Annotated in this window: 33 protein-coding genes; 10 read left to right on the top strand and 23 right to left on the bottom strand. The window is 64.8% G+C overall.

The genetic code is table 11. The features are described from left to right. The first annotated feature begins 23 nt into the window (after positions 1–23). Complete coding sequence (thpR, locus tag ACZ51H_RS01940; protein ID WP_464802284.1) at positions 24–569, top strand: RNA 2',3'-cyclic phosphodiesterase; 546 nt, start codon at positions 24–26, stop codon at positions 567–569. Between the two features lie 22 nt (positions 570–591). On the opposite strand, the gene ACZ51H_RS01935 is transcribed toward thpR, so the two are convergent. The 11 genes from ACZ51H_RS01935 to ACZ51H_RS01885 all read right to left on the bottom strand — a co-directional run bounded on the left by ACZ51H_RS01935 (position 592) and on the right by ACZ51H_RS01885 (position 10,483). Next, positions 592–1,140, bottom strand: coding sequence for a superoxide dismutase family protein (locus ACZ51H_RS01935; RefSeq protein ID WP_464802283.1), 549 nt, complete (start codon positions 1,138–1,140; stop codon positions 592–594). A 222-nt stretch (positions 1,141–1,362) separates the two neighbouring features. Next, the gene (locus ACZ51H_RS01930) at positions 1,363–2,451 is read right to left on the bottom strand and encodes an OmpA family protein (protein WP_449471471.1); all 1,089 of its coding nucleotides are present in this window, start codon (positions 2,449–2,451) and stop codon (positions 1,363–1,365) included. 178 nt (positions 2,452–2,629) lie between these two features. Then, a complete protein-coding gene (locus ACZ51H_RS01925) occupies positions 2,630–3,133 on the bottom strand; it encodes a DUF2793 domain-containing protein (protein WP_464802282.1) in 504 nt (167 codons plus the stop codon). A gap of 31 nt (positions 3,134–3,164) precedes the next feature. Beyond that, complete coding sequence (locus ACZ51H_RS01920; protein ID WP_464802281.1) at positions 3,165–5,360, bottom strand: phage tail protein; 2,196 nt, start codon at positions 5,358–5,360, stop codon at positions 3,165–3,167. Positions 5,361–5,368: 8 nt separating this feature from the next. Then, a complete protein-coding gene (locus tag ACZ51H_RS01915) occupies positions 5,369–5,758 on the bottom strand; it encodes a peptidoglycan endopeptidase (RefSeq protein ID WP_464802280.1) in 390 nt (129 codons plus the stop codon). Between the two features lie 8 nt (positions 5,759–5,766). Next, positions 5,767–6,582 (bottom strand): DUF2163 domain-containing protein, encoded by an 816-nt coding sequence (locus tag ACZ51H_RS01910; protein WP_464802279.1) that lies wholly within the window; start codon positions 6,580–6,582, stop codon positions 5,767–5,769. Further along, the gene (locus ACZ51H_RS01905) at positions 6,579–8,909 is read right to left on the bottom strand and encodes a DUF2460 domain-containing protein (RefSeq protein ID WP_464802278.1); all 2,331 of its coding nucleotides are present in this window, start codon (positions 8,907–8,909) and stop codon (positions 6,579–6,581) included. Before ACZ51H_RS01905 ends, ACZ51H_RS01910 begins: the two co-directional genes overlap by 4 nt. Then, positions 8,906–9,457 carry a tail tape measure protein gene (locus tag ACZ51H_RS01900; RefSeq protein ID WP_464802277.1) on the bottom strand — a complete coding sequence of 184 codons (552 nt, stop codon included), beginning with the start codon at positions 9,455–9,457 and terminating at the stop codon, positions 8,906–8,908. The genes ACZ51H_RS01905 and ACZ51H_RS01900 overlap by 4 nt, the downstream gene beginning before the upstream one ends. 107 nt (positions 9,458–9,564) lie before the next feature. Next, positions 9,565–9,759 carry a phage tail assembly chaperone gene (locus ACZ51H_RS01895; protein WP_464802276.1) on the bottom strand — a complete coding sequence of 65 codons (195 nt, stop codon included), beginning with the start codon at positions 9,757–9,759 and terminating at the stop codon, positions 9,565–9,567. Further along, positions 9,756–10,079 (bottom strand): gene transfer agent family protein, encoded by a 324-nt coding sequence (locus tag ACZ51H_RS01890; protein ID WP_464802275.1) that lies wholly within the window; start codon positions 10,077–10,079, stop codon positions 9,756–9,758. Before ACZ51H_RS01890 ends, ACZ51H_RS01895 begins: the two co-directional genes overlap by 4 nt. After that, entirely contained in the window at positions 10,076–10,483 is a 408-nt protein-coding gene (locus ACZ51H_RS01885; RefSeq protein WP_196225666.1) for a phage tail tube protein, read from the bottom strand. The genes ACZ51H_RS01890 and ACZ51H_RS01885 overlap by 4 nt, the downstream gene beginning before the upstream one ends. Before the next feature lie 54 nt (positions 10,484–10,537). On the opposite strand from ACZ51H_RS01885, the gene ACZ51H_RS01880 reads away from it, so the two are divergent. Continuing rightward, positions 10,538–10,867, top strand: a complete 330-nt coding sequence (locus ACZ51H_RS01880) for a hypothetical protein (RefSeq protein WP_464802274.1) — start codon at positions 10,538–10,540, stop codon at positions 10,865–10,867. A gap of 160 nt (positions 10,868–11,027) precedes the next feature. Here ACZ51H_RS01880 and gp17 read toward each other — a convergent pair whose 3' ends face one another. From gp17 to ACZ51H_RS01835, 9 genes are all read right to left on the bottom strand, one after another. Beyond that, the gene (gene gp17 / locus ACZ51H_RS01875; protein ID WP_464802273.1) at positions 11,028–11,426 is read right to left on the bottom strand and encodes a tail completion protein gp17; all 399 of its coding nucleotides are present in this window, start codon (positions 11,424–11,426) and stop codon (positions 11,028–11,030) included. Then, positions 11,423–11,641 carry a hypothetical protein gene (locus ACZ51H_RS01870; protein ID WP_464802272.1) on the bottom strand — a complete coding sequence of 73 codons (219 nt, stop codon included), beginning with the start codon at positions 11,639–11,641 and terminating at the stop codon, positions 11,423–11,425. Before ACZ51H_RS01870 ends, gp17 begins: the two co-directional genes overlap by 4 nt. Next, positions 11,617–12,153, bottom strand: a complete 537-nt coding sequence (locus ACZ51H_RS01865; RefSeq protein ID WP_464802271.1) for a head-tail connector protein — start codon at positions 12,151–12,153, stop codon at positions 11,617–11,619. The genes ACZ51H_RS01870 and ACZ51H_RS01865 overlap by 25 nt, the downstream gene beginning before the upstream one ends. Positions 12,154–12,256: 103 nt before the next feature. Continuing rightward, entirely contained in the window at positions 12,257–13,372 is a 1,116-nt protein-coding gene (locus tag ACZ51H_RS01860; RefSeq protein WP_464802270.1) for a phage major capsid protein, read from the bottom strand. Between the two features lie 128 nt (positions 13,373–13,500). Then, positions 13,501–13,914 (bottom strand): HK97 family phage prohead protease, encoded by a 414-nt coding sequence (locus tag ACZ51H_RS01855; RefSeq protein WP_464771996.1) that lies wholly within the window; start codon positions 13,912–13,914, stop codon positions 13,501–13,503. After that, a complete protein-coding gene (locus tag ACZ51H_RS01850) occupies positions 13,911–14,231 on the bottom strand; it encodes a DUF6127 family protein (protein ID WP_464771995.1) in 321 nt (106 codons plus the stop codon). Before ACZ51H_RS01850 ends, ACZ51H_RS01855 begins: the two co-directional genes overlap by 4 nt. Before the next feature lie 295 nt (positions 14,232–14,526). Next, positions 14,527–15,654, bottom strand: a complete 1,128-nt coding sequence (locus ACZ51H_RS01845) for a phage portal protein (protein WP_464802269.1) — start codon at positions 15,652–15,654, stop codon at positions 14,527–14,529. A 148-nt stretch (positions 15,655–15,802) separates the two neighbouring features. Next, positions 15,803–16,141 carry a hypothetical protein gene (locus ACZ51H_RS01840; protein ID WP_464802268.1) on the bottom strand — a complete coding sequence of 113 codons (339 nt, stop codon included), beginning with the start codon at positions 16,139–16,141 and terminating at the stop codon, positions 15,803–15,805. A 62-nt stretch (positions 16,142–16,203) separates the two neighbouring features. Next, complete coding sequence (locus tag ACZ51H_RS01835; RefSeq protein ID WP_464802267.1) at positions 16,204–17,538, bottom strand: DNA-packaging protein; 1,335 nt, start codon at positions 17,536–17,538, stop codon at positions 16,204–16,206. Positions 17,539–17,623: 85 nt separating this feature from the next. Between ACZ51H_RS01835 and ACZ51H_RS01830 the strand changes: the two genes are divergently transcribed. Then, complete coding sequence (locus ACZ51H_RS01830; RefSeq protein WP_464802266.1) at positions 17,624–18,073, top strand: acetyltransferase; 450 nt, start codon at positions 17,624–17,626, stop codon at positions 18,071–18,073. A gap of 161 nt (positions 18,074–18,234) precedes the next feature. Then, positions 18,235–18,768 carry an energy transducer TonB gene (locus tag ACZ51H_RS01825; protein ID WP_464802265.1) on the top strand — a complete coding sequence of 178 codons (534 nt, stop codon included), beginning with the start codon at positions 18,235–18,237 and terminating at the stop codon, positions 18,766–18,768. 81 nt (positions 18,769–18,849) lie between these two features. Here the strand turns inward: ACZ51H_RS01825 and ACZ51H_RS01820 are convergent, their stop codons facing one another. From ACZ51H_RS01820 to ACZ51H_RS01810, 3 genes are all read right to left on the bottom strand, one after another. Continuing rightward, positions 18,850–19,425: a hypothetical protein gene (locus tag ACZ51H_RS01820; protein WP_464802264.1), complete on the bottom strand. Its 576-nt coding sequence runs from the start codon at positions 19,423–19,425 to the stop codon at positions 18,850–18,852. Positions 19,426–19,576: 151 nt separating this feature from the next. Continuing rightward, the gene (locus ACZ51H_RS01815) at positions 19,577–20,224 is read right to left on the bottom strand and encodes a glutathione S-transferase family protein (RefSeq protein WP_464771990.1); all 648 of its coding nucleotides are present in this window, start codon (positions 20,222–20,224) and stop codon (positions 19,577–19,579) included. A gap of 64 nt (positions 20,225–20,288) precedes the next feature. Beyond that, the gene (locus ACZ51H_RS01810) at positions 20,289–21,080 is read right to left on the bottom strand and encodes a hypothetical protein (RefSeq protein WP_464802263.1); all 792 of its coding nucleotides are present in this window, start codon (positions 21,078–21,080) and stop codon (positions 20,289–20,291) included. A 143-nt stretch (positions 21,081–21,223) separates the two neighbouring features. Here ACZ51H_RS01810 and ACZ51H_RS01805 point away from each other — a divergent pair, with 143 nt between their 5' ends. The 6 genes from ACZ51H_RS01805 to ACZ51H_RS01780 all read left to right on the top strand — a co-directional run bounded on the left by ACZ51H_RS01805 (position 21,224) and on the right by ACZ51H_RS01780 (position 26,376). Then, positions 21,224–21,859, top strand: a complete 636-nt coding sequence (locus tag ACZ51H_RS01805) for a YqaA family protein (RefSeq protein WP_464802262.1) — start codon at positions 21,224–21,226, stop codon at positions 21,857–21,859. 9 nt (positions 21,860–21,868) lie between these two features. After that, complete coding sequence (gene lnt / locus ACZ51H_RS01800; protein WP_464802261.1) at positions 21,869–23,473, top strand: apolipoprotein N-acyltransferase; 1,605 nt, start codon at positions 21,869–21,871, stop codon at positions 23,471–23,473. A 60-nt stretch (positions 23,474–23,533) separates the two neighbouring features. Then, the gene (gene metK / locus ACZ51H_RS01795; RefSeq protein WP_464802260.1) at positions 23,534–24,739 is read left to right on the top strand and encodes a methionine adenosyltransferase; all 1,206 of its coding nucleotides are present in this window, start codon (positions 23,534–23,536) and stop codon (positions 24,737–24,739) included. 182 nt (positions 24,740–24,921) lie between these two features. Beyond that, positions 24,922–25,101 (top strand): hypothetical protein, encoded by a 180-nt coding sequence (locus ACZ51H_RS01790; protein ID WP_449471440.1) that lies wholly within the window; start codon positions 24,922–24,924, stop codon positions 25,099–25,101. Between the two features lie 321 nt (positions 25,102–25,422). After that, entirely contained in the window at positions 25,423–26,118 is a 696-nt protein-coding gene (gene trmB, locus ACZ51H_RS01785) for a tRNA (guanine(46)-N(7))-methyltransferase TrmB (protein WP_464802259.1), read from the top strand. Further along, positions 26,119–26,376 (top strand): hypothetical protein, encoded by a 258-nt coding sequence (locus ACZ51H_RS01780; protein WP_449471437.1) that lies wholly within the window; start codon positions 26,119–26,121, stop codon positions 26,374–26,376. Positions 26,377–26,407: the final 31 nt, after the last annotated feature.

Genomic DNA, 26,407 nt, shown 5'->3' with positions numbered 1-26,407 from the left:
CCCAGGCTCGCTATAATGGCCTCATGCACCGCCTGTTCGTCGCCATTCGCCCGCCTGAGCCGATCCGGGCGCGCTTATTGTCATTGATGAGCGGCATCGCTGGCGCGCGATGGCAGAGCGAGGATCAACTGCACCTGACCTTACGCTTTGTAGGAAACGCCGACCGGCACCAAGCCAACGATCTGGCCGAGGCGCTGGCAGCCGTGCGCTTCGCTCCTGTCGCGATCTCCCTGTCCGGCCTCGGACAGTTCGAGCGCAAAGGGCGAACCGACACATTATGGGCAGCCGTTCAACCTCGCGATGCGCTCGACCAGCTTCATCGGAAGATCGACCGCGCCTGTGTTGCGGCGGGCTTTCCGGCTGAGCAACGCGCCTATCTGCCCCACCTCACTCTCGCCCGCTTCGGCCGTAACGGGGGCAGCACGAACGGGTTCCTAACCTATCACGCCGGACTTTCCAGTCCTCCATTTCTGGTGGACGAATTTGCCCTTTTCGAAAGCCACCTCACGCAGAATGGAGCGCATTATGAGATGGCGGCGGTATACCCTGCCGACCCGTCCGCTCTCTAAAATACGTGCCCGCCGGGCGTCTTCAACCGGCGGACAATATACCACAGGCAATGCGCCCGCCTGCGTTACCCGCAGGATCGGTCTTGTTGTCATCCGCCTGAGCATGGATCACGATGGCGGCGCCATCTGCGTCCAGGACCGCATTGGTCCCACTGCGCAAGGTCGCGCCGGAGACCACGAACTCCATTCGCCCAGTCCCATCCGGTCCAGCGGTCAGGTTTGGCATGTCTCCCATATGCATGCCCGCCGGGTTATCCCGGCCATGTTGGCGCGCGGTTGGATTCCAATGCCCACCGGCACTCTTGAAGTCGGGCGGCGTGCATGTTCCGGTCATGTGGATATGGACCGCATGAACACCAGGCGTGAGCCCGCTTGCCCGCACATCGACATGCAGGCCGTCCGTCGCTTCCGTCACCTTCGCTTCGCCCCGAGCCAACCCGTCCGCAGCCAACAAGACAGCGCGTGCATTTAGCATCCCGGCCGACCCGGAATTCAAAGCCCCGCCATCCCCGCTCGCGCAGGCAGTCAGGCAAAGTGCGAGGGGCGCAAAGACGATTAGGGCGTTTTTCATGATCAAATGCACTCCCGGTGAAGCAATAGCTGGCGAACGCAGCAAGTCGCCATTTGTTGCGCATATAGTCCACAATGCCAACCGATCTCCCCAACGCTGACGGCCAGACGGAGGCTATGAAACCACTCGCTCGCCGATGCGCCTGATCACCGCAAAGGAAAAGGGGCCGGTCTTTCGACCAGCCCCTCAACCTTGTTCCATCCGCGAAGATGGAAATCTTGCTTACTGACCCGAACCCGGACCGTAAGTGATTTCCACGCGACGGTTCTGCAGTTCGCGAACACCGTCGGCGGTTTCGACGCGGGGGTTCGATTCACCGAACGCCTGGGTCGTGATCACGCCGTCAGGGATACCCTTCGACGAGATGTAGGCCTTGACCGCGTCAGCACGGCGCTGCGACAGGCCGACGTTGTACGATGCCGAACCCGAACGGTCCGCATAACCTGCCAGCATGACCTGGGCGCTGCCGCAGTTGCTGTAGGCCGAAACCGCGTTGTCCAGAATGGTCGCGGCGTCAGGCGTGACGTCCGACTTGTCCCATTCGAAGAACACGATGTACGGCCCAGGGCTGCACTCAGCGACCGGCGGAGGCGGCGGCGGGGGCGGCGGGGGCGGCGGAGGCGGGGGCGGCGGAGGCGGCGGAGGTGCAGCCGGCTCACCGAAGTTATACGCCAGACCCAGCAGAAGGCTGTGCGTGCGCAGCTTCGTGCTGACATCGCCACCGGCAACGCCCACCGAAGTGGTGTAGGCCGGAACCAGATCAATGTTGTCCTGATTGAAGAAGCGATACTTCAGCGAGACGTCAACATTGTTGGTCAGCGGATAGCGAACGCCCGCAATCGCCTGCCAGGCGAAGCCGGTGTCGCTGTCGTTGACCAGGTCATTGGCCAGCTTGGCGCGCGAAACGCCAACGCCGCCACCGACGAAGCCCTGCAGGCCGTCGTCCGAACCGAAGTCAAGCAGACCGTTCAGCATGAACGAAAGGGCCGACGCGGAACCGCCGAAACCGCTGTTGTCCAGGTCAACCTTGGCACGCTTGTAACCAGCTTCGGCTTCAAGACGGAAACCGCCGAAGTCGTAACCGATGACCGCATCACCGTCCCAACCCTTGTGGTAGTCGACATTTTCCAGCGTGGTGCTGGCAGTGCCAAGACCAGTCGTTGGATCGATACCGGGCGTGAAGGTGATGTCCTGATCTTCAACAATGGTAACACCGGAATCGATTCCGATATACCAGCTGTTATCACGCGCCAGGGCCGGGGTGGCCAGGGCGGAGGAGGCAAGCACAGCCGCGAGGGCAAGCTTCCGCATTTGAATTCCCCTTTCAAAAGTGTCACGAAGGACTGCTGAAACCATGTATCGGCAAGAAAGTTTCATGGCAAGTCCACAATTGGTGAAACTGTTGCTCAAATACATCACACGGCTCGAGAAGCCCGGTAGCACAAGCATTTCCGCGAGCCTCTATTGTAAAAGATGGACACCCCTCAAGTCATGGTTCGATCAGTCCGTGACTGCGCATCGCATTTAAAATCGATACCAGGGAACTTCTCGCCTCACTGTCGATGGAGCTTCCCCCCACGGGGTTGGCTATGGCCGGCTGCCGGGCTCCCGCAACCCGCTCGCCCCCTACATAGAAGCCGTCGCTGCGAGCCGCTGCATCCTGCCAATCGCTGCCGTCGAAATACATCGAGTGCCCCCGGTCCACGACCCGCAGCCTCAAGCCCGCACGCGGCGCGACAAACCGCCATCCGCCTCCAGTCCAACAGGCGACCGACCCATCCTGCCCCGACCAGCTTCCTGAAGCGCCTTCCGCCACGATCCAACACTGGCCGTCGTCGGGCGAAGTTGGCGGCACATCCTCGTCAGCGCTTTCCACCGCGCCATGCAGCAGCATGTCGATCCGCGCCAGCGCCTCGTTGTGAAAGACTTCCTTCTGCGCCTGCCCGGCGAAAAGCTGGGGCAAGGCCCAGCGAGGCGTCGCATCGCTCGTCATGATCGAACTTCCTTTTTCCAATTGTCGATTATCAAAGCGGCAAGACGATCCGCGCCGCCCGTCCCAGGGCGAAAGAGCCGATCTGCCGCACCTCGATCGTCAATGCGCCGCCGCCATCCGCGTCGAATGCGTCCGCGTCATATGCCCATGACGGCGATGTGGACTCGATCCGGCGCATCAGGGCGCCATCCGCCAGCACGCGCAGTTCGTAACACTCACTTTCCTCGCCCAGCGGCACATCCGCCCCGCTGATCCAGCGCCAGCCATTCCTGCTCCGCCGGACCCAGCTCAGATTCCATCCGCCCGCCCCGTCGGCAACGGCGCGAAGGTGAACGGGCGCCACCGGCGTCACCGCTTCCCCGCTGACGGTCAGCTCTGCCTCCACCGGTTCCGCATCGCCAATCCCGACCGCCGAAAGCCGCAGCGTGCTGCCGATCTCGCCATTGCCCAGGGCTGCAAAAGGTTCGGCAAGCCGCTCCTCCTCGATCAGCAGAAACGGCTCGCCAGCGACATGCGCATCCATAGCCCATTCGGTCCCGAACAATCCCCGCCGCAGCCCCTCCAGCCGGAAGCTCGCCGCCCCCGTCTGCACCGCGCGGGAAAATTGCAGAAGCTCCCGTCCAACCATGCAAAGATTGCGCCCCTGCGCCAATGCCGCCTCATCCGCGTCGCCCAGTTCCATGTCGGCAGCCAGCAGCGTCACATGCAAGCTGTTGACCAGATCGATCAGAGCCCAGCTCCCCGGCCCCAACACCTCGTCGGCCTCCCCCATCACGGCACGCGGCGCGGTGCGGCCGACCGGATTGGCTTCTCCCGTCTCGCTCATCACGAACAGGGCCGCGTTCCTCCACCCCTCCCCGCCACTGGCCGCCGCAGCGATCAACGGCACGGTGGCCGCCGTCTCCCGCAGCGGCGGAAGGTCGGTCAGCATCAATATAGTAGGTCCATGCGGCGCATCCGCCTGCCGCACGATCGCGCCGGAGGACGCTCCCGCAGGCAAGACGCCTCCCGCCCCCGGCACCCGCCGCAGCGCCAACCGAACGGCCATGGCTTCCCATTCCCGTTCCTCCACCCGCCAGCGGCCCGGCATGGCCTCGACCGTCACCAGATCACCGGGCTCATGGCGCAGGGCGTCCCACCCGCACCGCAGCGTCATGGCGGATCGGCCCGTCCAGTCATGACCAAGATGACGGGCCGCCAGACGGCGCGCGGCATCGCCCGACATGGTGACCGGCAGATCGATCCCGCGCTCGACCCGCCCCGCGCCCGGCCGACTGACGCGCTGCACCCCCGCCTGATAGTCCCGCGCCGCATCATAATGGCGTAGCGACAGGGCCAGCGGCACCGCATCGGCACTCTCCCCCGACTGTTCGACGGCGTCGATGGCACGGCCATTGATACGCTTGCACAAAGCGCCCGCGCCGATCTCACCACCCGTCTCATCGCCCCCCGTGCCGGTCAGCCGCAGTCCATCTTCACCAGCAACAAAGGCAAGGTCCCATGCCTCCACCAACGGACCAATCGCGTCGATCACATCAGCTCCGCCCGCCGCAAAGCCATCGACGGTTCCATCTACGACCGCCTCAAGCACATCCCCATTCAGATCGACGGCCACCGTCCCGATCGTCACCACCCCCTCATCCGCCTCCACCTCGAAGGTCAGCGAAGGAATGCGATTGCCATAATCGGCAAGCTGCAAATCCTCGAACACTGCATAGGCAATGCCCCGATGCCCCGGCGTCCGGTCAACGCCCTCCGCCGAAGCGATGAGCGGATCGGCAGCCTGATCTTCGCCCCCCAAATGCAGGCGGAACGCGCTCAGCCCCGACTTGAAATCCCCGCCCACGCCGCGCAGCAGATTGCCGTCCGCCCATATGCGCCGCACCGCCCGCACCCGCCGCGCCGACAACGCAACCGCGAAACTCGCGGAATAGCTATAGCTGGTGACGCTCGGCCGCCCCTTGCCACCGCCACTCTTGTTGCGCTTTTCCTTAAGGTCGGTCGCCCAGATAACCGATCCGGCTGCACGCATCTTCCCGAACAGCTTCGGGATCTGCGCGCCATAGCTCGATGTCTGCAACTGCAACTCGGTCAGCCGCCTGCCCTCGCGCCCCTTGGGCTTGAACAGCACCGCCTGATCCAGGCTGCTGCCGATCAATCCGCCGATCGCACCGCCCAGCGGCCCGCCGATCGCCGTGCCCAGCGCCGTCAGCACTAAAGTCGCCATGTCTGCTCCTATATCGCCCGCCAATGGCCGATGACGGGCCAAGGCGAAGGCCCCGGCGTCTCGACCACGCGCCCCAGTCCCGCATGGGCATGCACATGCCCGCCGGGGACCAAAATCATTAGATGCAACTGCAACGGCCCCGGCCGCACCAGCGCCAGGTCGCCCGCCTGCCCCCGCTCAACCGCCTGCAAGCCCGCCCGCTCCAGCCAGTCGCGCGCCAGAGCCGCATCGCCCGACCGCAGCCCATAGCCTCGCGGCGGTGTACCCTTGTGCCCCGCCTCCGCCAGCGCCAAAGCCGCCAGCCCGACGCAATCGATACCGCTCGTCCTGCTGCGCCCCTGCAGCCGGAAAGGCACCCCCACCAGATCGCGCGCCGCCGCCACGATCCGGCCCCCCATTGCGCCGCTCACGCGCCGGGATAGCGCGTCAGAAGGTCCGTGCCCGGCAAATAAGGCTCCCCCCTGAAATTCACGACATTGGCGAAGCGCGTTCGGCACGTATCCAACTGCCGGTCACAACCTTCTGTCAGCAGCGCCAGCGTCCCTGCCGCCACCGCAAAACATGGCGGATCGGCCAGCGTCACCCCACTTGCCCCATTATCCACGACAGCCTGCACCGCTCCGGCATTGGCGCCCGTCAGCCATCGCAATGTGCCAAAGGCATAGACACCCGCAGCCAACCCTGCCGCACTCACCTCCACATCATCGACAGCCGACACCGCCACGACCTTACGCCGCCCCGCCAGATCGACACGACACTGCCGGTCCCCCAGCCGCGCCCGGCAATCGGGCGATGTAGAGGGCGCAACCGGAGCCTTCAGCGCCGCCATCGCCCCCACCAGCTCCGCCGTGAAAGCCCCGCCCTTTCGCGCCACGCTCCCAATCTCACCCTTCGCGAGCATCAGCCACATCTCGCCCGGCGCTTCCCATTCCGTCAGCCGCAACTCCAGCGCAGCCCCGTCCCAGCGGCCCGCCATCAAATCCGCCTCATTGATCGCATCCGCAATCAAGGCGCCCTGCAAGTCGGTATCGCCCCCCTCCGCACTGATCCCGCTGCGAACGGCCGAAGGCGTCATCCCCGGCGCGGCGCGATAGCGCACATGCCCGATCTCCAGATCACGGTCATGGCTCGTCAGCCCAATCGTCACCCCATCCCGCCGCTCCAGCCGCCAGCAAAAGGCCAGTGTCGCCAGCGGCTTCTCCAAAGCCTCCAGCCCGCTCATTCCCGTATCTCCACCAGCGGCACCGAAGGTGCCTCACCCGCCGCAAAGGTCGCGCGGTTGACGTCCAGCCTGTCCTCGGCAAAGCGCACCGGCACGTCGAAACGGAACCCCGCCGTCAGCAACGCGCCCACCGCCGGAGCCTCGTCGAACGCGATGACGCCCAGTCCCGCATGGCTCCACCCGCTGCTCAGCTCGACGCCATCCACCGCCACGCGAATGCTGCCCGCCACCGGCCGGGTGATCCGCCGCACCTGCGCCTCCTCACCGTCGCCATAATAGCGCTGCAACGGAAACTCCGTCCGCACGCCATCCCCGGTTCCCAGACGCTGATCCAACGAACCCGGCACCATCCCCGGCGCACAGCTGCGGTCGTCATAAGGATCGGTAAAACGGAACCCCCGCGCCGCCCCACGTCGCGCCCGGAAAAAAGCGATCAGCTCGACAATGTCCGCCTCCGATCGCACCCCCGGCCCCGCATCGAAGGACAGCCGCGCATCCGCCCAGTCGCTGCTCCGTCGCTCATGCCCGGACGGGCTCTCCACCACCTGCGTCGAAAAAGCAGGCGACAGGCTCGCGTCCCGCCCAATGGCGATCGGAAACGCCACATCGTCAAAGGCTTGCATCTCATCATCCCCCTGAAGTCTGAAGCAGGTGAAGCCATCCCGCGCCACCTGCGGCAGCGCCCACACGAATGTCGCCGCCGTCCCCCGCCGCACCGCCGCCTCCGCCGCGTCAGCGATCTGCCGCCACTGCGCCGCCTGTTCGCCAAGCAGCACGAAGCCAGAAAAATAATGCTGCTCTTCCACCGGATAGCCGAGCCGCGCCGTCGCCACTTCGATCCCCCGCGAGGTGCGCGTAGGTCGCCACTCCGTCACCCAGTCATAATCTTCCAGCTGCAACACATCGAAGGCTGGCGCAGCCCACCCCACCGGCATGTTCGCCCGCTTGGCCTCCGGCGCGAGCGGGTCCAGTACCGTCGGCAGATAGGCGAGCAAATGCGTCACCGCCCCCGGCGCCACCCCCTTCACCCAGGCACACAGCGCCGCCGTAGACGCCGCCAGCACCGCCCCCGCCTGATCCAGCAGAGCCTTTTGCGGCCCGCTCAACACACCCCGCACGTCGCTGATCGAAACCGGGCTCCCACCAAAGGCAGCCCGCGCCGCCGTATCATAGATGCAGATCCGCCCATCGTCAGGCATCACCCACCACCATGGCTCGCCCACCTGAAACTTGATCGGAATACCGGCACTCAACCCAATGGAAACAAAGGCCCCGGCCACGAGCCGCAAATAGCTCATCGCCCCATCATGCGCAGGCGACAGCAAAGTCGAGGGCGGCGACCAACCCGTCAGCGCCGCATCACCATTCTCCGCGCGTTGCTTCCAATCGTTCCAGCAATGCGCATCCAGCAACTCATAGGAAAGCGACCAGATCACCCCTAGCCCCAGAGCCTTTGCCCGCCCCGAAAAGTCAGCATGCCAAGCCGCACAGGGCGCGTTCAACACGCCTCCCGCCAGGCTCACATAAAAACCACCACCCAGCGGTTCGAGCCGGAAATAATGGCTCATCCCCACATAATGGTTGATGTCGCCGCGATAGCCCAGCGCATGGATCGCATCGACGATCCGCTCGGGCGTCTGGTTGAAACAATCATCATAGCCTGTCGCCATCGACAGCCCATGTTCCGGCACCATCACATCGCCAACGCTCAGCACCGACCCCGCGCCATCGCAGCGCATGTTCGACAGCTCTGCCCAACCCTCGACCCCCGCCGCAAAGGCTGTGGCCCCAGCATCATAGCCCGGCGCAGCAAGCGATATGAACATCCGGTCCACATCACCCGCCCAAACCGGATCAGCCTCGCCCGGCAGCAGGAACCCCCCATCCAGATCAGCGAAATTCAAAACGATGTCAGCGTCTTCCGCCGATCCACTCGCATAGTTCCAAAGCCGCACATACCAGGACCTCGGATCGCCCCCGGCATCCCGGCCCTCGATAGTCAGCGTAGGTCCATGCACCTCATCCAGCCGCTTCAGCCCCCCGCTCCGCCAACGAAACCGCAACACGCAATCTCGAAAATCCCGCGCCGTCTCATAGGCCAGCAGCGGATGGCTCCACTTGTCCTCCGCCTCCCAGATCAGCCCCGCCAGATCGCCGGACCCGTAAAAAACCGCGTCAACCCGCAGTGCATCCGCCGCCGTCGTAACGACACTAGCCATCATCGGCCGCGGAAAGTTCACCGTCCAATGCGTTGGCGCGAAACGCTTCATGAAGCGCTCTTCCTGCCCCCGCCGCGCGTCCGCCAACCAATAGCCAAGCCCACTCATCCGTTCAGCGCCCCCCTGACCGCCCGCGCCACCTGCCGCGCGCTCCGCGCCAGCATCCGCGCATTGTCGAACCCTTCACCACGCCCCTGCACGGCGATGTTCACGCGCACATCCCGCGCGCCGCCGCTACCATTCGCCATCACCTGCCCACTGGCGGTCGGCACGAACAACTCAGGCCCCCGCTCACCAACGACATAGGCCCGCCCCGGTGACACCGGCCCGCCAGTAGCCCGCCCCGGCAATCCCAGCGCCGCCCCCGCCAACGTCAGCAAGGAACCACCCACGCCCCCAACACTAGCCGCACCAGACCGAACCGCCCCCGCCGCAATCTCTTCCAGCACTGACAGCGCAACCTGCTTCAGCTCCTCAAAGCCAAAGCGCCCGCTCCGCACCGCACGCAGCAACCCCTGCTCAATCCGCCGCCCCGCCCGCTCCGCGCCTGAAGCCAGCGGCCCTTCCAACTCCCCCCGCATCGCTTCCACATCCCGCGAAAGCCCCTGCGTATCCGCCCGAACCCGCACCACCAGCGTCTCGATGTCCTCGTCCATCCCCTGCCTCCAAGAGCCACCAAAATAAGCCCCTCCCCTTCAGGGGAGGGGTTGGGGTGGGGGCGGCCCCCACGCGACCACTCTAATTCTGTCCGGAGATCACTGCCTCAATCAGGCATCACCCCCAGCAACCGCTCCAACTCCCCCTTATCCACCCCTACCACCGGCTCGTCCTCACCCCGAGCAGCCCGCAACACCGCCTCCAACTCCACCGGCGTCGCGCGCCAAAACTCATCCGGCCGCCACCCCAGCAACCATCCCGCGACGCCAGCCAGCCGCGCCGCCGCTTTGAAGAAGCTCATCGTCCCCCCAAAATCTGCCTGATGATCCCGCTCAGCACCGGCGAGAGCTTCACCAGCCCCGCCTCAACGATCGCCTCGCCCAACCTCTCGCGCGTCAGCCCCACGGGCGCATCAGCAAGGCAATGCCAGAACAGACCCGCCATGTCGGACAGCGACAACTTGCCCGCAGCCGCCCGATCGACCAGCTCGAACAACGGCCCCAACTCCTGCTCCGCCGCCACCAGAGCCGCAAAGCTCGGCCGCAACCGCAAAACCTCACCAGCCACTTCCAGCGCAGCCTCGCCCCTTGCGCTATTGGGCGCCTCATTCACCGCGCTCATTCCGACACCACCGGGCCAGAGCTTTCCAGGCTAAGCGCATAATTACGCTCACCATTATAATCGCCCGCATAGTCGAGCCGCGTGACCAGAAACCGCCCCCGCATCCGCTCGCCACTTTCAAAGCTCAATTCAAACTGCTCGATCGTCCCGGCCAGCGCATGATTGCGAATGCGCACCTCCGCCGCCGACCCGGTAAAGATCCCAGCCGCCGACACACTGACAGACCGCACCCCCGCGCCCGAAAGCAGCTCGCGCCAACCACCGGAATCCTTGGACGTCACGTTGACGCCCTCGCCGTTCACCGACAGCTGCGTGGTCCGCATCCCGGCCACCGTCGCATAGGCGACAGGCGACCCGCCATCGCCCACTTTCAATAGAAACGCGCTTCCTTTTTCCACTGCCATGGAGCATTCTCCTGTAAGATAAACCGTGCCTGAATTGCGATTGGAGAGGTTCGAATGCTGTTCGCTGCTCCCCTCATGATGATGCTGGCCGCCTCGGCGCAAAGCGGCGATGCCGTCGGCGCTGGCCGCAAGGCCTATTCCGAATGCCTGTCAAAAGAGATCAGCCCCGCGCTCGACAAGAAGCTGACGCTCGGCGACTTCCAGTCCACGCTGAAATCCAAGTGCAGCGCCAAGGAAGCCGCCTTCCGCGCCGCCATCGTCGCTGACGACAAATCCACCGGCATGTCCGAAAAGGACGCGCAAGCCGACGCCGACGACCAGATCGCCGAATATGTCGACAAGATCACCGGCGAGTTCGAGGATTATTCCAAGCCCGGCGGCTAACGCTTCATGCCGCCCGGCCAGCCCAGCACCGCTGGCGCTTCGTCGCCAGTGGTCCTGTCAAACTGACACCCGTCCCTCAAAACTCCGTTCGCCCTGAGCCTGTCGAGCCGAAGGCCGGCGAAGCCAACGGCTTTACTTCTTTACTTGATTTCGAGGCGGCCTACTCAACCCTCACCACCCGCACCCGATAATCCACCACCGCCTGCCAGGCGTCCTTCTCCCGCCCCTTGACCACCCGAGACCGGATCAACCGCACCCCAACGATCCGCCACCCCTCGGCAGCCTCCAAACCCTCCATCACGCCACCAATGCGCTCCAGCAACACCGCCAACCGCCCCGGAGTCTCCCCAGCATCATGCAACCCGATCGTCAGCCGCAACTCGCGCCCGTCGAGATCCTTCGCGCCCCAATCGTTCGCAAGACACTCCCCAACCACTGCATAAGGCACACTCGCCCGCACAGGCTGACCATCGAACAGGCCATTCAGCCCGCTCATCAACTCCGCATCTTCGCCTAAAGCCGCAACCACCGCAGCCCGCACCGTCACTTCCGCACTCATCGCCCGCCCCTCACCCTCTCGCGCAGATCAAGGTCGCCCAGCCACCGCCGCAGCAACCCCCGCCCCGACAACAGCACAGCCTCCCCCTCGACCCGCACATCCTCCACGCCCGCCGCCAGCATTGCCTCGGCCACTTGCCCACGCCGCCGCGCCGCCCGCGCCTCGACCTTCCTCGCCAGCACCGCCACCTTCATGCCAGCCGCATCCGCCGCCACGGCCGCCACAGCGCGCTCACCACCGCAGGCGGCGTCGCCACATCACCGTCACGCGCGGAAAAATGCTCCGCCGCCAGCCGGACGATCCCCTGCCGGATCGGATCGGGCAGTCCATCCGCGTCCTCCGCCATCCCCGCCCGGTAACGCACCGCCAGCACCCGCTCGCCCGTCAAAGGCCGCGCCCGCACCCAGCCATCCCCCGCCGCATCGATATCAACCGAATAAGCATCGACGGCCAACGCTTGCGCCACGCCATCCGGCCCCACCGCATCGACCCCCAGGATCGCCACCACCGGTGTAGCGGACAGCCGCTGCCATCCCCCATCAACCCGCACCGTCTCCCGCGCCTCGCCAATGATCAGCCACTGCCCCAGAAACTGCTCGCACAACGCCGTCGCACTTCTAAGCAGCCCCTCCAGCAACCCATCCTCGCCACTGCCACTAATCCGCAGATAATCCTTCAATTCCGCCAGCGACGCCCCCGCCACCCCAGCCTCTTCCCGCACCAGCACCAACCGCCCCTCCCTAAAAAAAGACCCTTCTCCCCCTGAGGGGGGAGAAGGATACGAAGCCTTGGCCCGAACGGGCCTAGGCGAAGTTGGATGAGGGGGTTTGTTACGAAGCCGCGAACTTCATCAGCTTGATCGCCTCCGAATTGGAAACCGCGCCGCCAATCCGCTTCACCGCATAGAAATGCACGAACGGCTTGTTGCTGAACGGATCGCGCAGGATGCTCGTCTCGCTACGCTCCGAAATCACATAGCCCGCCTGGAAATTACCAAAGGCGATCGACAGCGAACCCGCAGCAAGATCCGGCATATCCTCGGCCTCCACCACCGGATAACCCAGCAGCGTCGCAGGCTGCCCAGCGCTCAGCGAAGGCTGCCAGATAAACGCCCCATCGCTCGTCTTCATCTTGCGAATAACGGCCAGCGTCGCCGAATTCATGACAAAGCACGCCCCCTGACGATAGGGCGCCCGCAGGCTCTGCACCAGATCGATCAGCTTGTTCTCGGGGTTGGTCGCAGCAAAAGCACCCGCGCCGCCGGAGGCCACATATTGCAGCGAGCCAAAGGCACGCACGCTGTCCGCCTCATTGGTCGTCGTATAGGTCAGGAACCCCTTGGGCTTGTTCGTGCCATTGCCGTTAACGAACGCCGCGCCCTCCGCCGCCGCAAACTCACGGGCAATCTCGCCCGCCAGCCAGCCTTCGACATCGAACTGCGCATCGTCCAGCATCGCCTGGCTTGCCGCCGGATTGGCGTAAAGCTCGCCATAAGGCGGCACGATCTCGTTGAAATTGGGCGTAGCCGTCTCCGCTCGAGCACCCGTCTCACTCGCCCAGCCCGACACGATGCCGCCCGACGTCACCAGCTTGCGATAGCCAGCGCTGCCGGTACGCACCACATTCGCAATCGAACGAATGGGCGAGATGCTCTTCAACGTCGCATCGATGATCTGGTCGATCTCACGCGGCACCGCATAGCCGCCCGCAGCGCCACTCGCCCCGGAAAAGCTCTTCAGCTCCACACCCGCTTCAAGCCCCTGCCGCACATAGCGCTCGACAAAAGCGGCCCGCTTGGGATCGAACGTCCCACCTTTCACCCCATCCAGCGCAGGCCGCTGCTGCTGCACCAGCGCCCCTTTCAGCGCCGCAACCTCACCCTCCAGCGCCTCGATACGCTCACCCTGCACCACCGCATCAAAGCTCGCTTCCAACTGATCCGTCATCAACCACTCCCACAAAAAAAGCGGCCCCAAAGGACCGCTCATCAAAACCTTCTCCCCGCGGGGGGAGAAGGATACGAAGCCTTAGCGGCAGAGCCGCTTAGGCGAAGTTGGATGAGGGGGGAGAAGCGCTACCCCTCCACCGCAATCACCCGCGCCAAAGGCTGCATCGGGTGCGTCACCACGCTCACCTCCACCAGCTCCAACGCCAGCAGCTCGCGCGGCCCAGCTCCCCGCGCCTCCCGCACCCGATAGCCAAAGGACAACCCATCCACCGCGCGCTCCTTCAAAGCGCGCGCCGCTGCCCTCCCGGCAGAAGTCCTACCCGACACCCGCCCAATTACCCGCAGCCCGCGCGCATCCTCCTCCACCCGCTCGACCGTCCCGATCGCCTCACCCGGCAGATGCTGCCAGAGCAGCGGCACCCCCGCCGCCACGCCCGCAAAAGCCCCCGGCCGCACCACATCACCGCCATGATCCACCCGATCGAACACCGCCGCATACCCCGCGAACCGCACGTCGCACTCACCGCTCGGGCCACTCATCCCCGCACCATGCCGACCAGCCCAGCCTTCACCGCTACACCCAGCAGCACCAGCGCCATCACGATCCGCACCGCCCAGCCGACCACCGCCCCGCGCGCCGCCTTCTTCGCGTCGCGCCAGGCGGACAGCAGCTCACGCAACTCCCGCACATCATCCTCCGCGCGCCGATCGCTCAAGCCGAGCCGCTCCAGCGCCCGCCCGGCGCCCAACTCGCTCGCCTCCTCGATCAGCGCGCGGATCATCACCATGTCCATCTGCCCCGGCGCCGCGTCAGCCTGCGCCACCAGCCGCGCCAGCATCTCGCCATCATATTTCATGAAAATGCCCTCCTTCCCCTCTCCCCTTCAGGGGAGTTCGGGGTCGGTCATGCCCCCGGCATGACCTAAACAACATGGGGTGTTGTTTACCACGAACTGGCGCGAGACTTGGCGGCGATGCCGCCTAGTCGCAGCGGGAGAGGGGAACCGCCCTCTCCTCAACATCCCAACCAACCCTCTTCATCAGCCCCCGTCCCGATTATCGCGCAGAGCACGCAAAGGCTGCTGAGCAACAAAAAGCCGCCCAAAGGCAGCCCTGCAAAATCCTCCGCGCCCTCTGCGCCTCTGCGCGACCTCAAACCCCCAACATCAACCTCTTCTCATCCGCCGTCAGAAAATCCGCCGCAGCCACCCGCTCCCACAAAGCCGCCCGCTCGTCCGACAATGCAGGCACCGCATCCAGATCCGCCGCCAACGACAAACCCGGCCACCACCCCTGCAACCCTTGCGCCAGCCCGCCGCAAATCTTCGCAACCAGAGGCAATATCGTCTGCCGCCACAACGCCTTGTTCGCCTCACGATAATTGGCGTAACTATTATCCCCCGGCAGCCCCATCAGCATCGGCGGCACCCCGAAAGCCAGGGCAATCTCCCGCGCCGCCGCCGCCTTCAGCCCCACAAAGTCCATTTCCGCAGGCGTCAGGCTCATCGCCTTCCAGTCGAGCCCGCCCTCCAGCAACATCGGCCGCCCGGCGTTGGCCGCACCGGAAAAGGCGACCTCCATCTCCCGCTTTACCCGCTCGAACTGCTCCGGGCTCATCACCGACCCGTCGCCCGGATCATAAACCATAGCCCCCGAAGGCCGCGCCGCATTGTCCAGCAGCGCCTTGTTCCACACCGTCGCCGCATTGTGGATCGCCACCGCGCCCGCCGCCGCGCCCACGCATCCCAGCCCATAATGATCATCCAAAGGATGCAGCGCCTTCAAATGCAGGATCGAAGCCCGTCCCGCCGCATCCTCGGGCAGCAACCGCGTCACGCTATCCCCCACGCGATAGAGATAAGCCGCAGGCCACCCCCGCGCATCCGCCTCCACGCTCACCCGCTCGGGCCGCAGCGCATATAGCTCGACCGGCTTGCCATCCGCGCCCATCATCACCTGCACATAGCCATTGCCATGCAGCAGTAGATGGCTCGCCAGCGTCTCGACCAACCCCTGCCCCGCCGAACAGCGCGTCAGCAGCGAAAGCACCGTCCCGCGCTCCTCATCCTCAACCCCGCTCGCCAGCAAAGCCATAGCCCCCGCGCCCTCCGACACCAGCCGCAAAGCCCGCTGCGCAATCGGATTGCCAATCACGCCGCTACGCACCTGCGCCTCATAGGAAGCAGGCCATTCCCCCAACGCCACCGCGCCCGAACCCCAGGCACGCGCCAACACCGGCCGCGCGCCCCCGCGCGCCGCCCTCGCCCCAAAGAATTTCATGGAAAAACCCCGCACAAAAGCAAATCCTCTCCCCTTCAGGGGAGAGGATAGTGAAGCTTGGCGGCGCCAGCCGCCTAGCGAAACTTGGAGAGGGGACCGCCCTCGCCTACCGTAACCTGGAGAGGGGAAAGCCCCCTCGCCCGCTAGCTCAAGGATTACGCCGCAAAACCCGATCGCATTCCGCGTTAGTCCCCTCACTCTTCCCAATAACACGCCCAGCCACAGCCCCAGCCGCGCCCGCCAGCAAGGACTCACCCAAGCTCCCGCCAGCCAAAGCACCCACGCCAGCACCACCAGCCGCGCCAATCACCGTCCCGCGATCACGCCCCTTCTTCGCCTGTAACAGGCAATAGCGCACATCATCCCGATCACGCGGAGCCGCCCGCGCCACCCGCGCCCGCTCCTTGCCGTTGAGCGAAGCCGCCGTCACCGGCGTCGCAACCAAAGTCGCGCCAGCCGCTACGATCATGATCCTGGCCAATTTCATCAGCCTCACTCCCTCTATAAAATTGACTTAGGATAATACGCCGCGCTTGGGCGCCCGGTTCCTTAAACCGCCCGCACCCGCGCATCCCCCCGCCGTCCCAGCATCAACTCGGTCAAAGCCCAGACCAGCGCATCCGCCCGATCCGGTGACCGCCCCGGCCCCACATAGCCGCCCCCGGCGATCAGCCCGCACATCTCATCCTCCAGCGCCCAGAATGCCCCGCGATGCCGCACCCGCCCGGCTTCATACAGCGCCGCCACCGGCTCGGCCCGCGCCGCCTTCCCCCGGCTCGCATGCACCAACCGCACCGGCAGCGCCGCTTCCGCCGCGCGCAGCACGCTTTCCACCATCGCTCCGCCATTATTCGCCTCGGCAATCACCCGATCCGCGCCATGCACTGCGGCGGCATCAGCCACCGCTCGCGCCCAGCTTTCCGGGCTCGCTTTCTCAACACTCGCATCCGCAATGACATAGGCCCGGCCATCGCCGCCAATCCCCGCCACCACGATCCCACAGGCATCGCCATGCGCCGACGCCGGAGGATCAACGCCGATGACGACCCGCGACAGCAATGCCCCATCGCTACCGCCGCCCGGCACATGAGCCACCCGGCACCGCTCCAGCAGCGCCCGGTTCCACAGCGCGCCCTCGACCTCCTCGATCAGCTCGCCGTCCAGCTCCTGCCGCCCCAACCGCGTCGCCCCATAGCTCCGCTCCATCGCCGCCACGAAGCCATCGGCCAAGTTGACCGCATTGTCCGCCGTCCGCCCCCGCGTCACCGCGACATCAGCGCCATCCCGCGCCACCAGCCCGCGCACCAGCGCCACTGGGCGCGGCGTCGTCGTCGCCATCACTTGAGGCGCGCGCCCCAGCCGCATCCCCATCATCATATTGTCCCAGGCCGCTTGCGCCTGCGGCCATTTCGCAATCTCGTCGGCCCATCCATGGCTGAACTGCGGCCCACGCAGCGATTCCGGGTCAGCCGCCCCAAATATCAGCGCCATCGCCCCATTGGGCCACACCAACCGCCGCAGCGCAGGAGAAAAGATCGGCCGGTTCCACCATGGCGCAATCGACAGCAGGCCCGAAGGCCCCTCGACCATCACGCTGCGAGCCTCCCCCAAAGTCGCGCCCACCAGCGCGATCCGCGCCGCGCCATCGCTCTCCGCAACCCGCCGCACCCATTCCGCCCCGGCCCGCGTCTTGCCGAACCCGCGCCCCGCCATCATCAACCAAATCCGCCAGCCTCCCTCGGGCGCCAGCTGCTCCGGCCGGGCGAGCCACTCCCAATCATGTGCCAAAGCCTGCGCCGCCGCGCCATTCAGCCCCGCCAGCACCCGCTCCCGCGCCGCGTCGGGCAGGACCGCCAACCTCTCGAAATCCGACATGCCACCCATCGGCCCGCGCTCTCCTCGCCCCGCTTCAACTCTTTCAAACTCCGCGCCTCTTCGCCTGGGCCACCTCATCTCTATATGTGAGGCCATGACATCGATCCGCCCCACCCGCGCTGCCGACGGCGCCCGCCTGCTCGACATCTGGCGCTCCGCCATCGACGCCACCCATGATTTCCTCGATCCAGCCGATCGCCGAGCGCTCGATAAAGAAGTGTCCCGCTTCCTGCCCCACGCCCCCGCATGGCTGGCGACCGACGCCGATGACCGGGCGGTCGGCTTCATGCTGATAGAAGGCACGCATATGGAGGCCCTCTTCATCGACCCCGCCTGGCACGGCAAAGACGTCGGCCGCGCGCTCGTAAGCCACGGCCTCGCCCTCCACCCGGCTATGACCACCGACGTCAACGAACAGAATGAAGGTGCTCTCACCTTCTACGAACGCATGGGCTTCGCCCGCACCGGCCGTTCGGAAAAGGACGGCCAAGGCCGCCCCTACCCCCTGCTCCACCTGAGACATGCGCCCGAAGCAGTGCGGTGAAGAAGGGCCTTTCCTAAGCCGTCATCCCCGACTTCACCCGGGACACTCTCGCTATGTCCAGCATGACTTGCGAATTCCTGCTTTTACCGCAATTAGGACGAGCAGGAGTGCTTGCGATCCAAAGGCGAGCAGTCACAGTGGTGACAGCAGGGGAAGATCACATGAGAAAGAAAGCCGCCCATCTTGTGTGTTCATTTTGGCTCTTCACAGTCCCAGCGGTCGCTCAAGATGCGGCGCTTGAACCAGCCAAAGAAAAATCCGGCTGGCTACAAAGCGACCTTCCGGCTGACACCCGCTTCATCGCCAACGACAATGGTCGATTTAAATCCTGCAAAGCGCCTCCAGGACAGGATACGCCCGCATTCCATAAACAGTGTTCGGCCTACCTCAAGGCCAATCGATTAATGAGGGCGACGGCCCCCATCGGCGACAGGTCTAAATGGGTTCAACCATCGGACTATCCCGCTTCTGCTGCCGCCGTTCGCGCGCAGGGACAAAGCATAATCACAGTCCTGGTCCAACCCGACGGATCGGTGAACGACTGCAAAATTGAGAAGAGCAGTGGTTATGACGATCTCGATCAGGCGGCCTGTGCGGCTCTTTTGAAGAGAGCTCGCTTTCGGCCGGCCACCGATGCAACCGGAGCGCCCGTAGCGGTAAGGTGGGGGAGAACTGTCAATTGGCGCATCGAATAAGAGTCCAATTCGCTGCATGCCCCGTACAGCGACGCCTCACCTAACCATCACTGCTAATGTGATTAACTAAATGGAGCTAGCTCACCCCTCCCCCTGCCTCTCCCGCACCCTCTCCAACGCCTCCCGCAACCGCTCGACCGCATCCGCCCCGTCCGGCCTCTCAACCGCATCCGCCGCCAGCCTCTCCCCCGCCTCGCGCCGATGTTGCACCAGCAATCGCACCCCCACCGCATTGGGATGCCCGCGCTTCACCTTCCGGCTCTTCACCATCCCTTCGCCGTCCAGCACCACCTCTTCCTCTTCCGTGCCGAACAGCGCCTGCCGCAGCAGCAGCGCCTCCAGTTCGGCATAGCCGACGCCCAGCGCCTGCGCCCATTCCCGCGCAAAGCCGGGATCGCGCCGCTTCTGATAATAGGCGCTCGACAGGTTCTTCCCCGCCACCCGCGCCGCCTCGCTGACATTGCAAGTCGCCGCCAGCGTTTCCATGAAGACCTTGCGCCGCTCGACAGTCCAGCCGTCCCGGCGCACCGCGCGCATCTGCGCCCCGCTACCGGCTGCGCCGCGCTGGCTCCGCTGCACGATCAGTTCCCTGTCGGGCGCATCGCTGGCCTTGCCGGAAAAACGCCGCACCATCTTGGCGCCGTCCTCTTGCCCCATCCCCTCGCCCCCACTATCCCAACGAAAAAGGGCCAGTCCTTCCGGACCAGCCCTTGCCGCGTCACCATCCCGGCGACTCACAATTCCCAATATCGACATAACTGCCAGAACAGCGTGACGATGTCAAGCATAATGTTCCATTTAGGTTCGTTCAGGATGCCCGCATGGCTTCAATGCCCTTCATTTCCGCCACCAGCGCATCGGCAAAACTCGGCCGCGCGCAGATTTTCTCCAACCATTGCTCCAGCCGCGGCCAGCGCCCGCCTTTCAAGCTCGAACTGCAATAGCCGACGTTGATCAGCGGACAGGCAACCGCAATATCGGCCAGGGTAAAGCGATCCTCCACCAGAAAGCCGCTCTCCGGAAGGATCTTCTCAATATAATCGCCAATCTTCGGAAGCTGCTCCGCCTCCGCCCGGTCTGCCGCCACTAAATCCTGCGGCATCCCCAGCAACGGAGCAACCATGCGATTGAAAAAGATCGCGGCCCCGGCGGATTGTACGATGGTATCGCCGAACTCCTCATACCAGATCGTCCGCGCACGCGCTTTCGGCTCTGTCGGGATCAACGCAGGATCGGGCTTGATGGCATCCATATAGGTTATGATCGCGCTGCTGTCGCTGATCAGGAAATCACCATCCTGAAACGCGGGCATCTTTCCGAAAGGCGACGCCCGCTCGAAAATCTCGCCGCCCTGGCCAAAGCCGCCGGGCTTCACTTCCACCGCCAGCCCCTTCTCGGCGGCAAAGACGATAACTTTACGGACGAAGGGCGATGGACGCGCGCCATAGATGATCATGAGAGTCTCCCTACTAATCGACGGGACACCTCATCTCATATAGGTATCGAAATGCAACCTAAATTCACATGCCCGCCCCGCCGCTGTCGGCAGGCGCACGGCTATAGTCGATCCTGATCCGCACCCAGCGTCCGACCATCGCCTTCCCATTGACGCGCGGCGGGCGCACCAGGAACTGCCATGCCGCCAGCCGAACGGCCCGCGCAAAGCCCGACCCCTGCGGCGATTCCCCCAGCGCCTGACAATTTTCGACCCGGAAATTCTCCACCGTCTTGCACGCCACCAGCCCCCATCCACCGGCGGGCGCATTGGCGGGCATATAGCCGCCCAGTTCCGCAGGCGTTGGCCGCCGATACCATTCCGCCTCGAACAGCTGGACGCCGCCTGGCCCTTCGCCTGGCCCCGCCGCCATGCGGCTATTCCCTTGCCCGGCCGTGCCCGCGCTCTGGCTGTCATCCGTCTTGGGCATCTTGCCGATGTCCGCCGTCGCCATCTGCGCGCTGTCCAGTTGCAGGAACGGCTGCTTGGTCGGCGGCAAAGTCACGATCGGCTTTTCGACCGGCGTCACGACGGGTTTCTCGACCGGCTTGCGCGGCTTGTCGGGTTCCTTTTCCTTCTTCTCCGGCGCCGCCGCTTTTTCTTTCTTTTCAGCCCGCTCGGGGCTTTTCTCGGCTTGAGGTTCAGGCGCAGCGGCCATTTCGAACGTCACCGGATTGCGCGGATCAACCTTCTGGGGATCAAGACCCGGCGCCAATGTCAGCAAGGCCAGCACCAGCAGCGCGTTCAGCCCCAGCGCAAAGATCAATCCCCCACCACGCTCGCGCACTTTCGACCATGATGGGTTGGAAATCGTCACAAAAAACCGGCCGGGCTGCTGATGCGGAGAAGAGGGGTGATGCCGAGCCGTTCTCACCGCGTCAACGCCTTCACGATGTTGCAACTCCGTAATGGGATGAAAGCGCTGGCCGTCCCCGGTAATCTCCGCTAGGCCCGCCCCCGATGCTCACCAAGCTTTATCAATGGACGCTGGCCAAAGCCGCCCACGCCCATGCCGAACGCTGGCTCTTCGTCATCTCCTTCATGGAGAGCAGCTTCTTCCCAATCCCCCCGCACCCGCTGCTTGGCCTGATGTGCCTTGCCCGGCCGGAACGGGCGATCCGCTTCGGCATCATCTGCACCATCGCCTCGGTATTGGGCGGCATGCTCGGCTATGCGATCGGCCATTTCCTCTATGAGGCCGTCGGACAACAGATTCTCGACGCCCTCGGCCTCGCCGCCAAATTCCCCGTCGCGGCCTGCTATCTGCGGGATTATGGCGCGGAAATCATATTGGTGAAGGGCGCAACGCCCATCCCCTTCAAACTCATCACCATCACCGCAGGCTTCATCGGCCTCTCGCTCTTCACCTTCCTCTGGGCCAGCATCCTGTCCCGCGCCTTCCAGTTCATGCTGGTCGGCTTCCTCTTCTGGAAATTCGGCCGCCCGATAAAGGCGTTCATCGAGAAATATCTGGGCCTCCTTTCCGCCGCTTTCCTTGTCCTCGTGGTCGGCGGCTTCATCGCGGCATCGATGCTGTCGGGCGGCGGGCACAAGAACGACAAGTGCAGCCACGCCACCATGGCCTCGATCCGCTGATCTGCCCCAATGATGCAACTGCTCGCCCGCTTCCCAAAGCTCACGGCCCTGCTCGCCGGTTTTATCGCCGCCACCGGATTTGAGCCGCTCAAGCTATGGCCCGTCACCCTCGCCTGCTTCGCGCTGCTCCTCTGGCTCATCGAAACCGCCCCCACCCGCCGCGCGGCCTTCACGCGCGGCTGGCTGTTCGGCCTCGGCCATTTCACCCTGGGCCTCAACTGGATCGCCCACGCCTTCACCTTCCAGGACGCCATGCCGCACTGGTTCGGCTACGGCGCGGTAGTCCTGCTATCCCTCTATCTCGCCGTCTATCCCGGCCTGGCAACGCTCGGCACATGGTGGCTCTCCACAACCTTCCCCTCCCGCAGGCGGGAGGGGCAGCGAGACTTGGCGGCTCTGCCGCCTAGCAGCGGGGTGGGCAGTAGCACCCCCTTCATCCTCCTCTTCGCCGCCTGCTGGATAGCCTCAGAATATCTCCGCGCGACCGCCTTCACCGGCTTCGCCTGGAACCCCCTCGGCGTCACCCTGCTCCCCACCGGCATCCCCATAGCCGCCACCCTGATCGGCACCTATGGCGTAGGCGGCCTCACCATCCTCGCCGCCGGAGCCATCCTCCTCGCGATCAAGCGTCAGTTCCGCCCCGCTGCCGCCATCGCCGCACCCCTCGCCGCCCTAGCCCTCTGGGGCCTCCTCACACCTGCCCCGCAAACCCCCGCAGGCGCCCCACGCATCCGTGTCGTCCAACCCAACATAGGCCAGGACGAAAAATACTCGCCAGCACTGGAAGAAGCCCACTTCCGCACCCTCGCCACCCTCTCCGGCACACCCCGCCCCGCCCCGCGCCTCATCTTCTGGCCCGAAGCCGCCATCCCCGCCTATCTCGACATGGAACCGCAATGGCGCGCGCGCCTCGCCGCGCTGCTTGGCCCCGGCGACCTGCTGATGACCGGCGCAACCAAAGTCTATTTCAAGCAGGTTCAGAAAGAAGGCGTCACCACCGACGCCCTCGCCGGAGCGAACAACAGCCTCTTCATCGTCTCCCCTCAGGCGCAACTACTCGGTCGCTATGACAAAGCGCATCTCGTCCCCTATGGCGAATATCTCCCCATGCGCGCCCTCCTCCAGCCGATCGGCCTCTCCCGCCTCGTCCCCGGAGACGCTGACTTCTGGCCCGGCCCCGGCCCGCAAAGCCTCACCCTCCCCGCCACCCTCGGTCGCCCGGAGCTCAAGATGGGCGTCCAGATCTGCTACGAAATCATCTTCTCCGGCCATGTGATCGACGCGAAGAACCGCCCCGCCTTCCTCTTCAACCCCTCCAACGACGCCTGGTTCGGCAGCTGGGGGCCGGTCCAGCATCTCGCACAAGCCCGCCTGCGCGCGATCGAGGAAGGCATCCCCATCATCCGCTCCACCCCCACCGGCGTGTCAGCGGTGATCGATGCGCGCGGCCACGTTCTGCGCGCCCTCGGCCTCCACCGCGCCGGCTATCTCGACGGCGCGCTGCCCCCCGCGCTGCCGCCCACGCTCTTTGCCCATTTGGGTAATTGGGCATCCCTCCTGTTCATGGCTCTGCTGGCCGGACTGGCCATTGCCATCCGTAGGGTGAAGGGCTAATAGGGGCACATAAACTTTTCTTTATGTCGCTTTCACGCCAGCTTGGCTTACGGGAGTCCCATGCGCAGCAACTATCTCTTCACCTCGGAATCCGTGTCCGAAGGCCATCCCGACAAGGTCGCGGACCAGATTTCCGACGCCATCGTCGATCTGTTCCTGTCGAAGGACCCGGAAGCCCGCATCGCCTGCGAAACGCTGACCACGACGCAACTCGTGGTGCTGGCTGGCGAAATCCGCTGCAAGGGCATCTATGAAAATGACCAGTGGGCTCCGGGCGCACAGGAAGAGATCGAACGTGCCGTCCGCGAAACCGTAAAGCGCATCGGCTACGAACAGGACGGCTTCCACTGGGAAAGCTTCCGCTTCGAAAACAACCTCCACGCCCAATCCGCCCACATCGCGCAGGGCGTCGACGCCGCCGGTAACAAGGACGAAGGCGCTGGCGACCAGGGCATCATGTTCGGCTTCGCCTGCGACGAAACGCCCGACCTTATGCCCGCGACGCTGGACTACAGCCACAAGATCCTGGCAAAGATGGCGCATGACCGCCACTCCGGCCGCGCACCCTTCCTTGAGCCAGACGCCAAGAGCCAGGTCACGCTGCGCTTCGAAAATGGCAAGCCCGCCGCCGCGACCGCCATCGTCGTCTCGACCCAGCATGCCAAGGGCTATGACGAAGGCGCCAACGAAGCGGAACTGAAGGAATATGTGAAGGGCGTCATCGCCGAAGTCCTTCCCGGCGATCTGCTCTCCGACGAGACCGTCTATCACATCAATCCCACCGGCAGCTTCGAAATCGGCGGCCCTGACGGCGACGCGGGCCTCACCGGCCGCAAGATCATCGTCGACACCTATGGCGGCGCATCGCCCCATGGCGGCGGCGCCTTCTCGGGCAAGGACCCGACCAAGGTCGATCGCTCGGCGGCCTACATCACCCGCTATCTCGCCAAGAACATCGTCGCCGCTGGCCTCGCCCGCCGCTGTACGATCCAGCTCGCTTACGCCATCGGCGTGTCGGAACCGCTGTCGCTCTATGTCGACACCCACGGCACCGGCAGCGTCGATGATGCAAAGATCGAGGAAGCGATCAAGTCGATCAAGGAACTGGGCGGCCTCACCCCGCGCGGCATCCGCACCCATCTCGGCCTCAACAAGCCCATCTATCGCCCGACGGCCGCCTACGGCCACTTCGGCCGCAAGGCGGAAGGCGACTTCTTCCCTTGGGAACGCACCGATCTGGTCGAAAAGCTGAAGGCCGCGCTCTAAGCGCTTTACCCCGCCACAGATGAAAGAGCGGCGCGCGGGCAAAGGCCTTACGCGCCGCTTTTTCATGGGCGCAACATGACGAAAAGTTCACTAGGTTTCCGCCCAATCCCGGCACATACATGCCTTGCCGGACTTGGCCCCCTGTCGGGTCCGGCAACCCCTCCTCCCAAGGAGAACAGGCGATGACCCGGTTTTTGACCTCCGCTCTTGCCTGCCTCGCGCTCCTGGGCGCCAGCGCCACCCCCGCGCTCGCCGCCCCCTGCAAGGACGCGAAAGGCAAATTCATCAAATGCCCGCCCAAGCCGGTCGCCAAAAAAGGCCCGTGCAAGGACGCCAAGGGCCGCTTCATGAAATGCCATTGAGCTGAAAGACCGGCTTCCGGTCTTTTCTCCTCTTTCTCCCGGCAACCCAAAGCCCGGCCGCAGGACCCAGCCGTGGCCTAGGGTGTGTGGGGATTCAGTTCAGGACGCGGCGAAAATGGTGAATTTCGAGAACTGGCGCGCAGCGTACTTCAGTACGTGAGCACCGGAAGCGCAGAAAGTCGCCATTTGCAGCCCGTCATGGGCTGAAGCCCCACACACCCTACTGTGCCTCCCGCACTCGTACCGCTCCTCACCACGGGTGCGGGAGGCACAACAGCAACCCGCTTGCTCCCGCTGCGCCACGCGGCTAAGCGCGCGCCCATGACCGCGCACAAATCCGGCGACCCCACCACGCTCAACCGCCTCTATGGCCGCCAGTCGGGCCACAAGCTCCGCGCCGGTCAGCAGGAGCTGGTCGATACGCTGCTCCCGGCCCTCTCCATCCCGGAAGAAGGGGAAATCACCGCCGTCAACCTCTTCGGATACGACCGCCCCCTCCACTTTGAAATCGGCTTCGGCGGCGGCGAACATCTCGCCTATCGCGCCGATATGCTGCCCGACCATGGCTTCATCGGCTGCGAGCCTTTCCTGAACGGCGTGGTCACCGCGCTCGGCCATGTCCGCGATCAGGCGCTCGGCAACATTCGCCTCCATATGGGCGACGCGCTCCAGGTCCTCGCCCGCATCCCCGATGGCGCATTGAGCTTCGTCTACCTCCTCCATCCCGACCCTTGGCCCAAGGCCCGCCACGCCAAGCGCCGCATGATGAACCCCGGCCCGGTCGAAATGATCGCCCGCAAGCTGAAGCCCGGCGGCGAGTTCCGCTTCGGCACCGATCACCCCGTCTATCTGCGCTGGGCGATGATGGTGATGAACGGTCACCCCGATTTCGACTGGCTGGCCAGCGAACCCAAGGACTTCCTGAACCGTCCCGGCGGCTGGCCCGAAACCCGCTATGAGGCAAAGGCCCGCCGCCTCGGCCATGAAGTCTGGTATTTCCGTTACAGGCGCAAGTGAATGAACGATCATCCGACATCCGCAATCCCCTGGGATCAGCCCGCTACCCTGATCGACCTCGAAGGCCGCGCCCCGGTCATCGGCACGATCCGTGACTGCGCCCAACATTTCGCGGTCTTCAAGCCGCACGCCCGCGAACAGGCGCGCGTCCTCCTGACGCAACCCATTCACCGGGCGGGGCGCAAGACCCGCACCTGGATTCTGGAACCCTTCGAAATCGAACAACTCGCCGACCGGCTCCGCATGGAAACGCACTGATCCACCGACCGGAAGCAGTGGCCCTGCGCCG

It is taken from the genome of Sphingobium sp. TomMM15 (assembly GCF_055397045.1).
The sequence above is the reverse complement of the archived record's forward strand: the minus strand, read 5'-3'. Positions and strand labels throughout refer to the sequence as shown.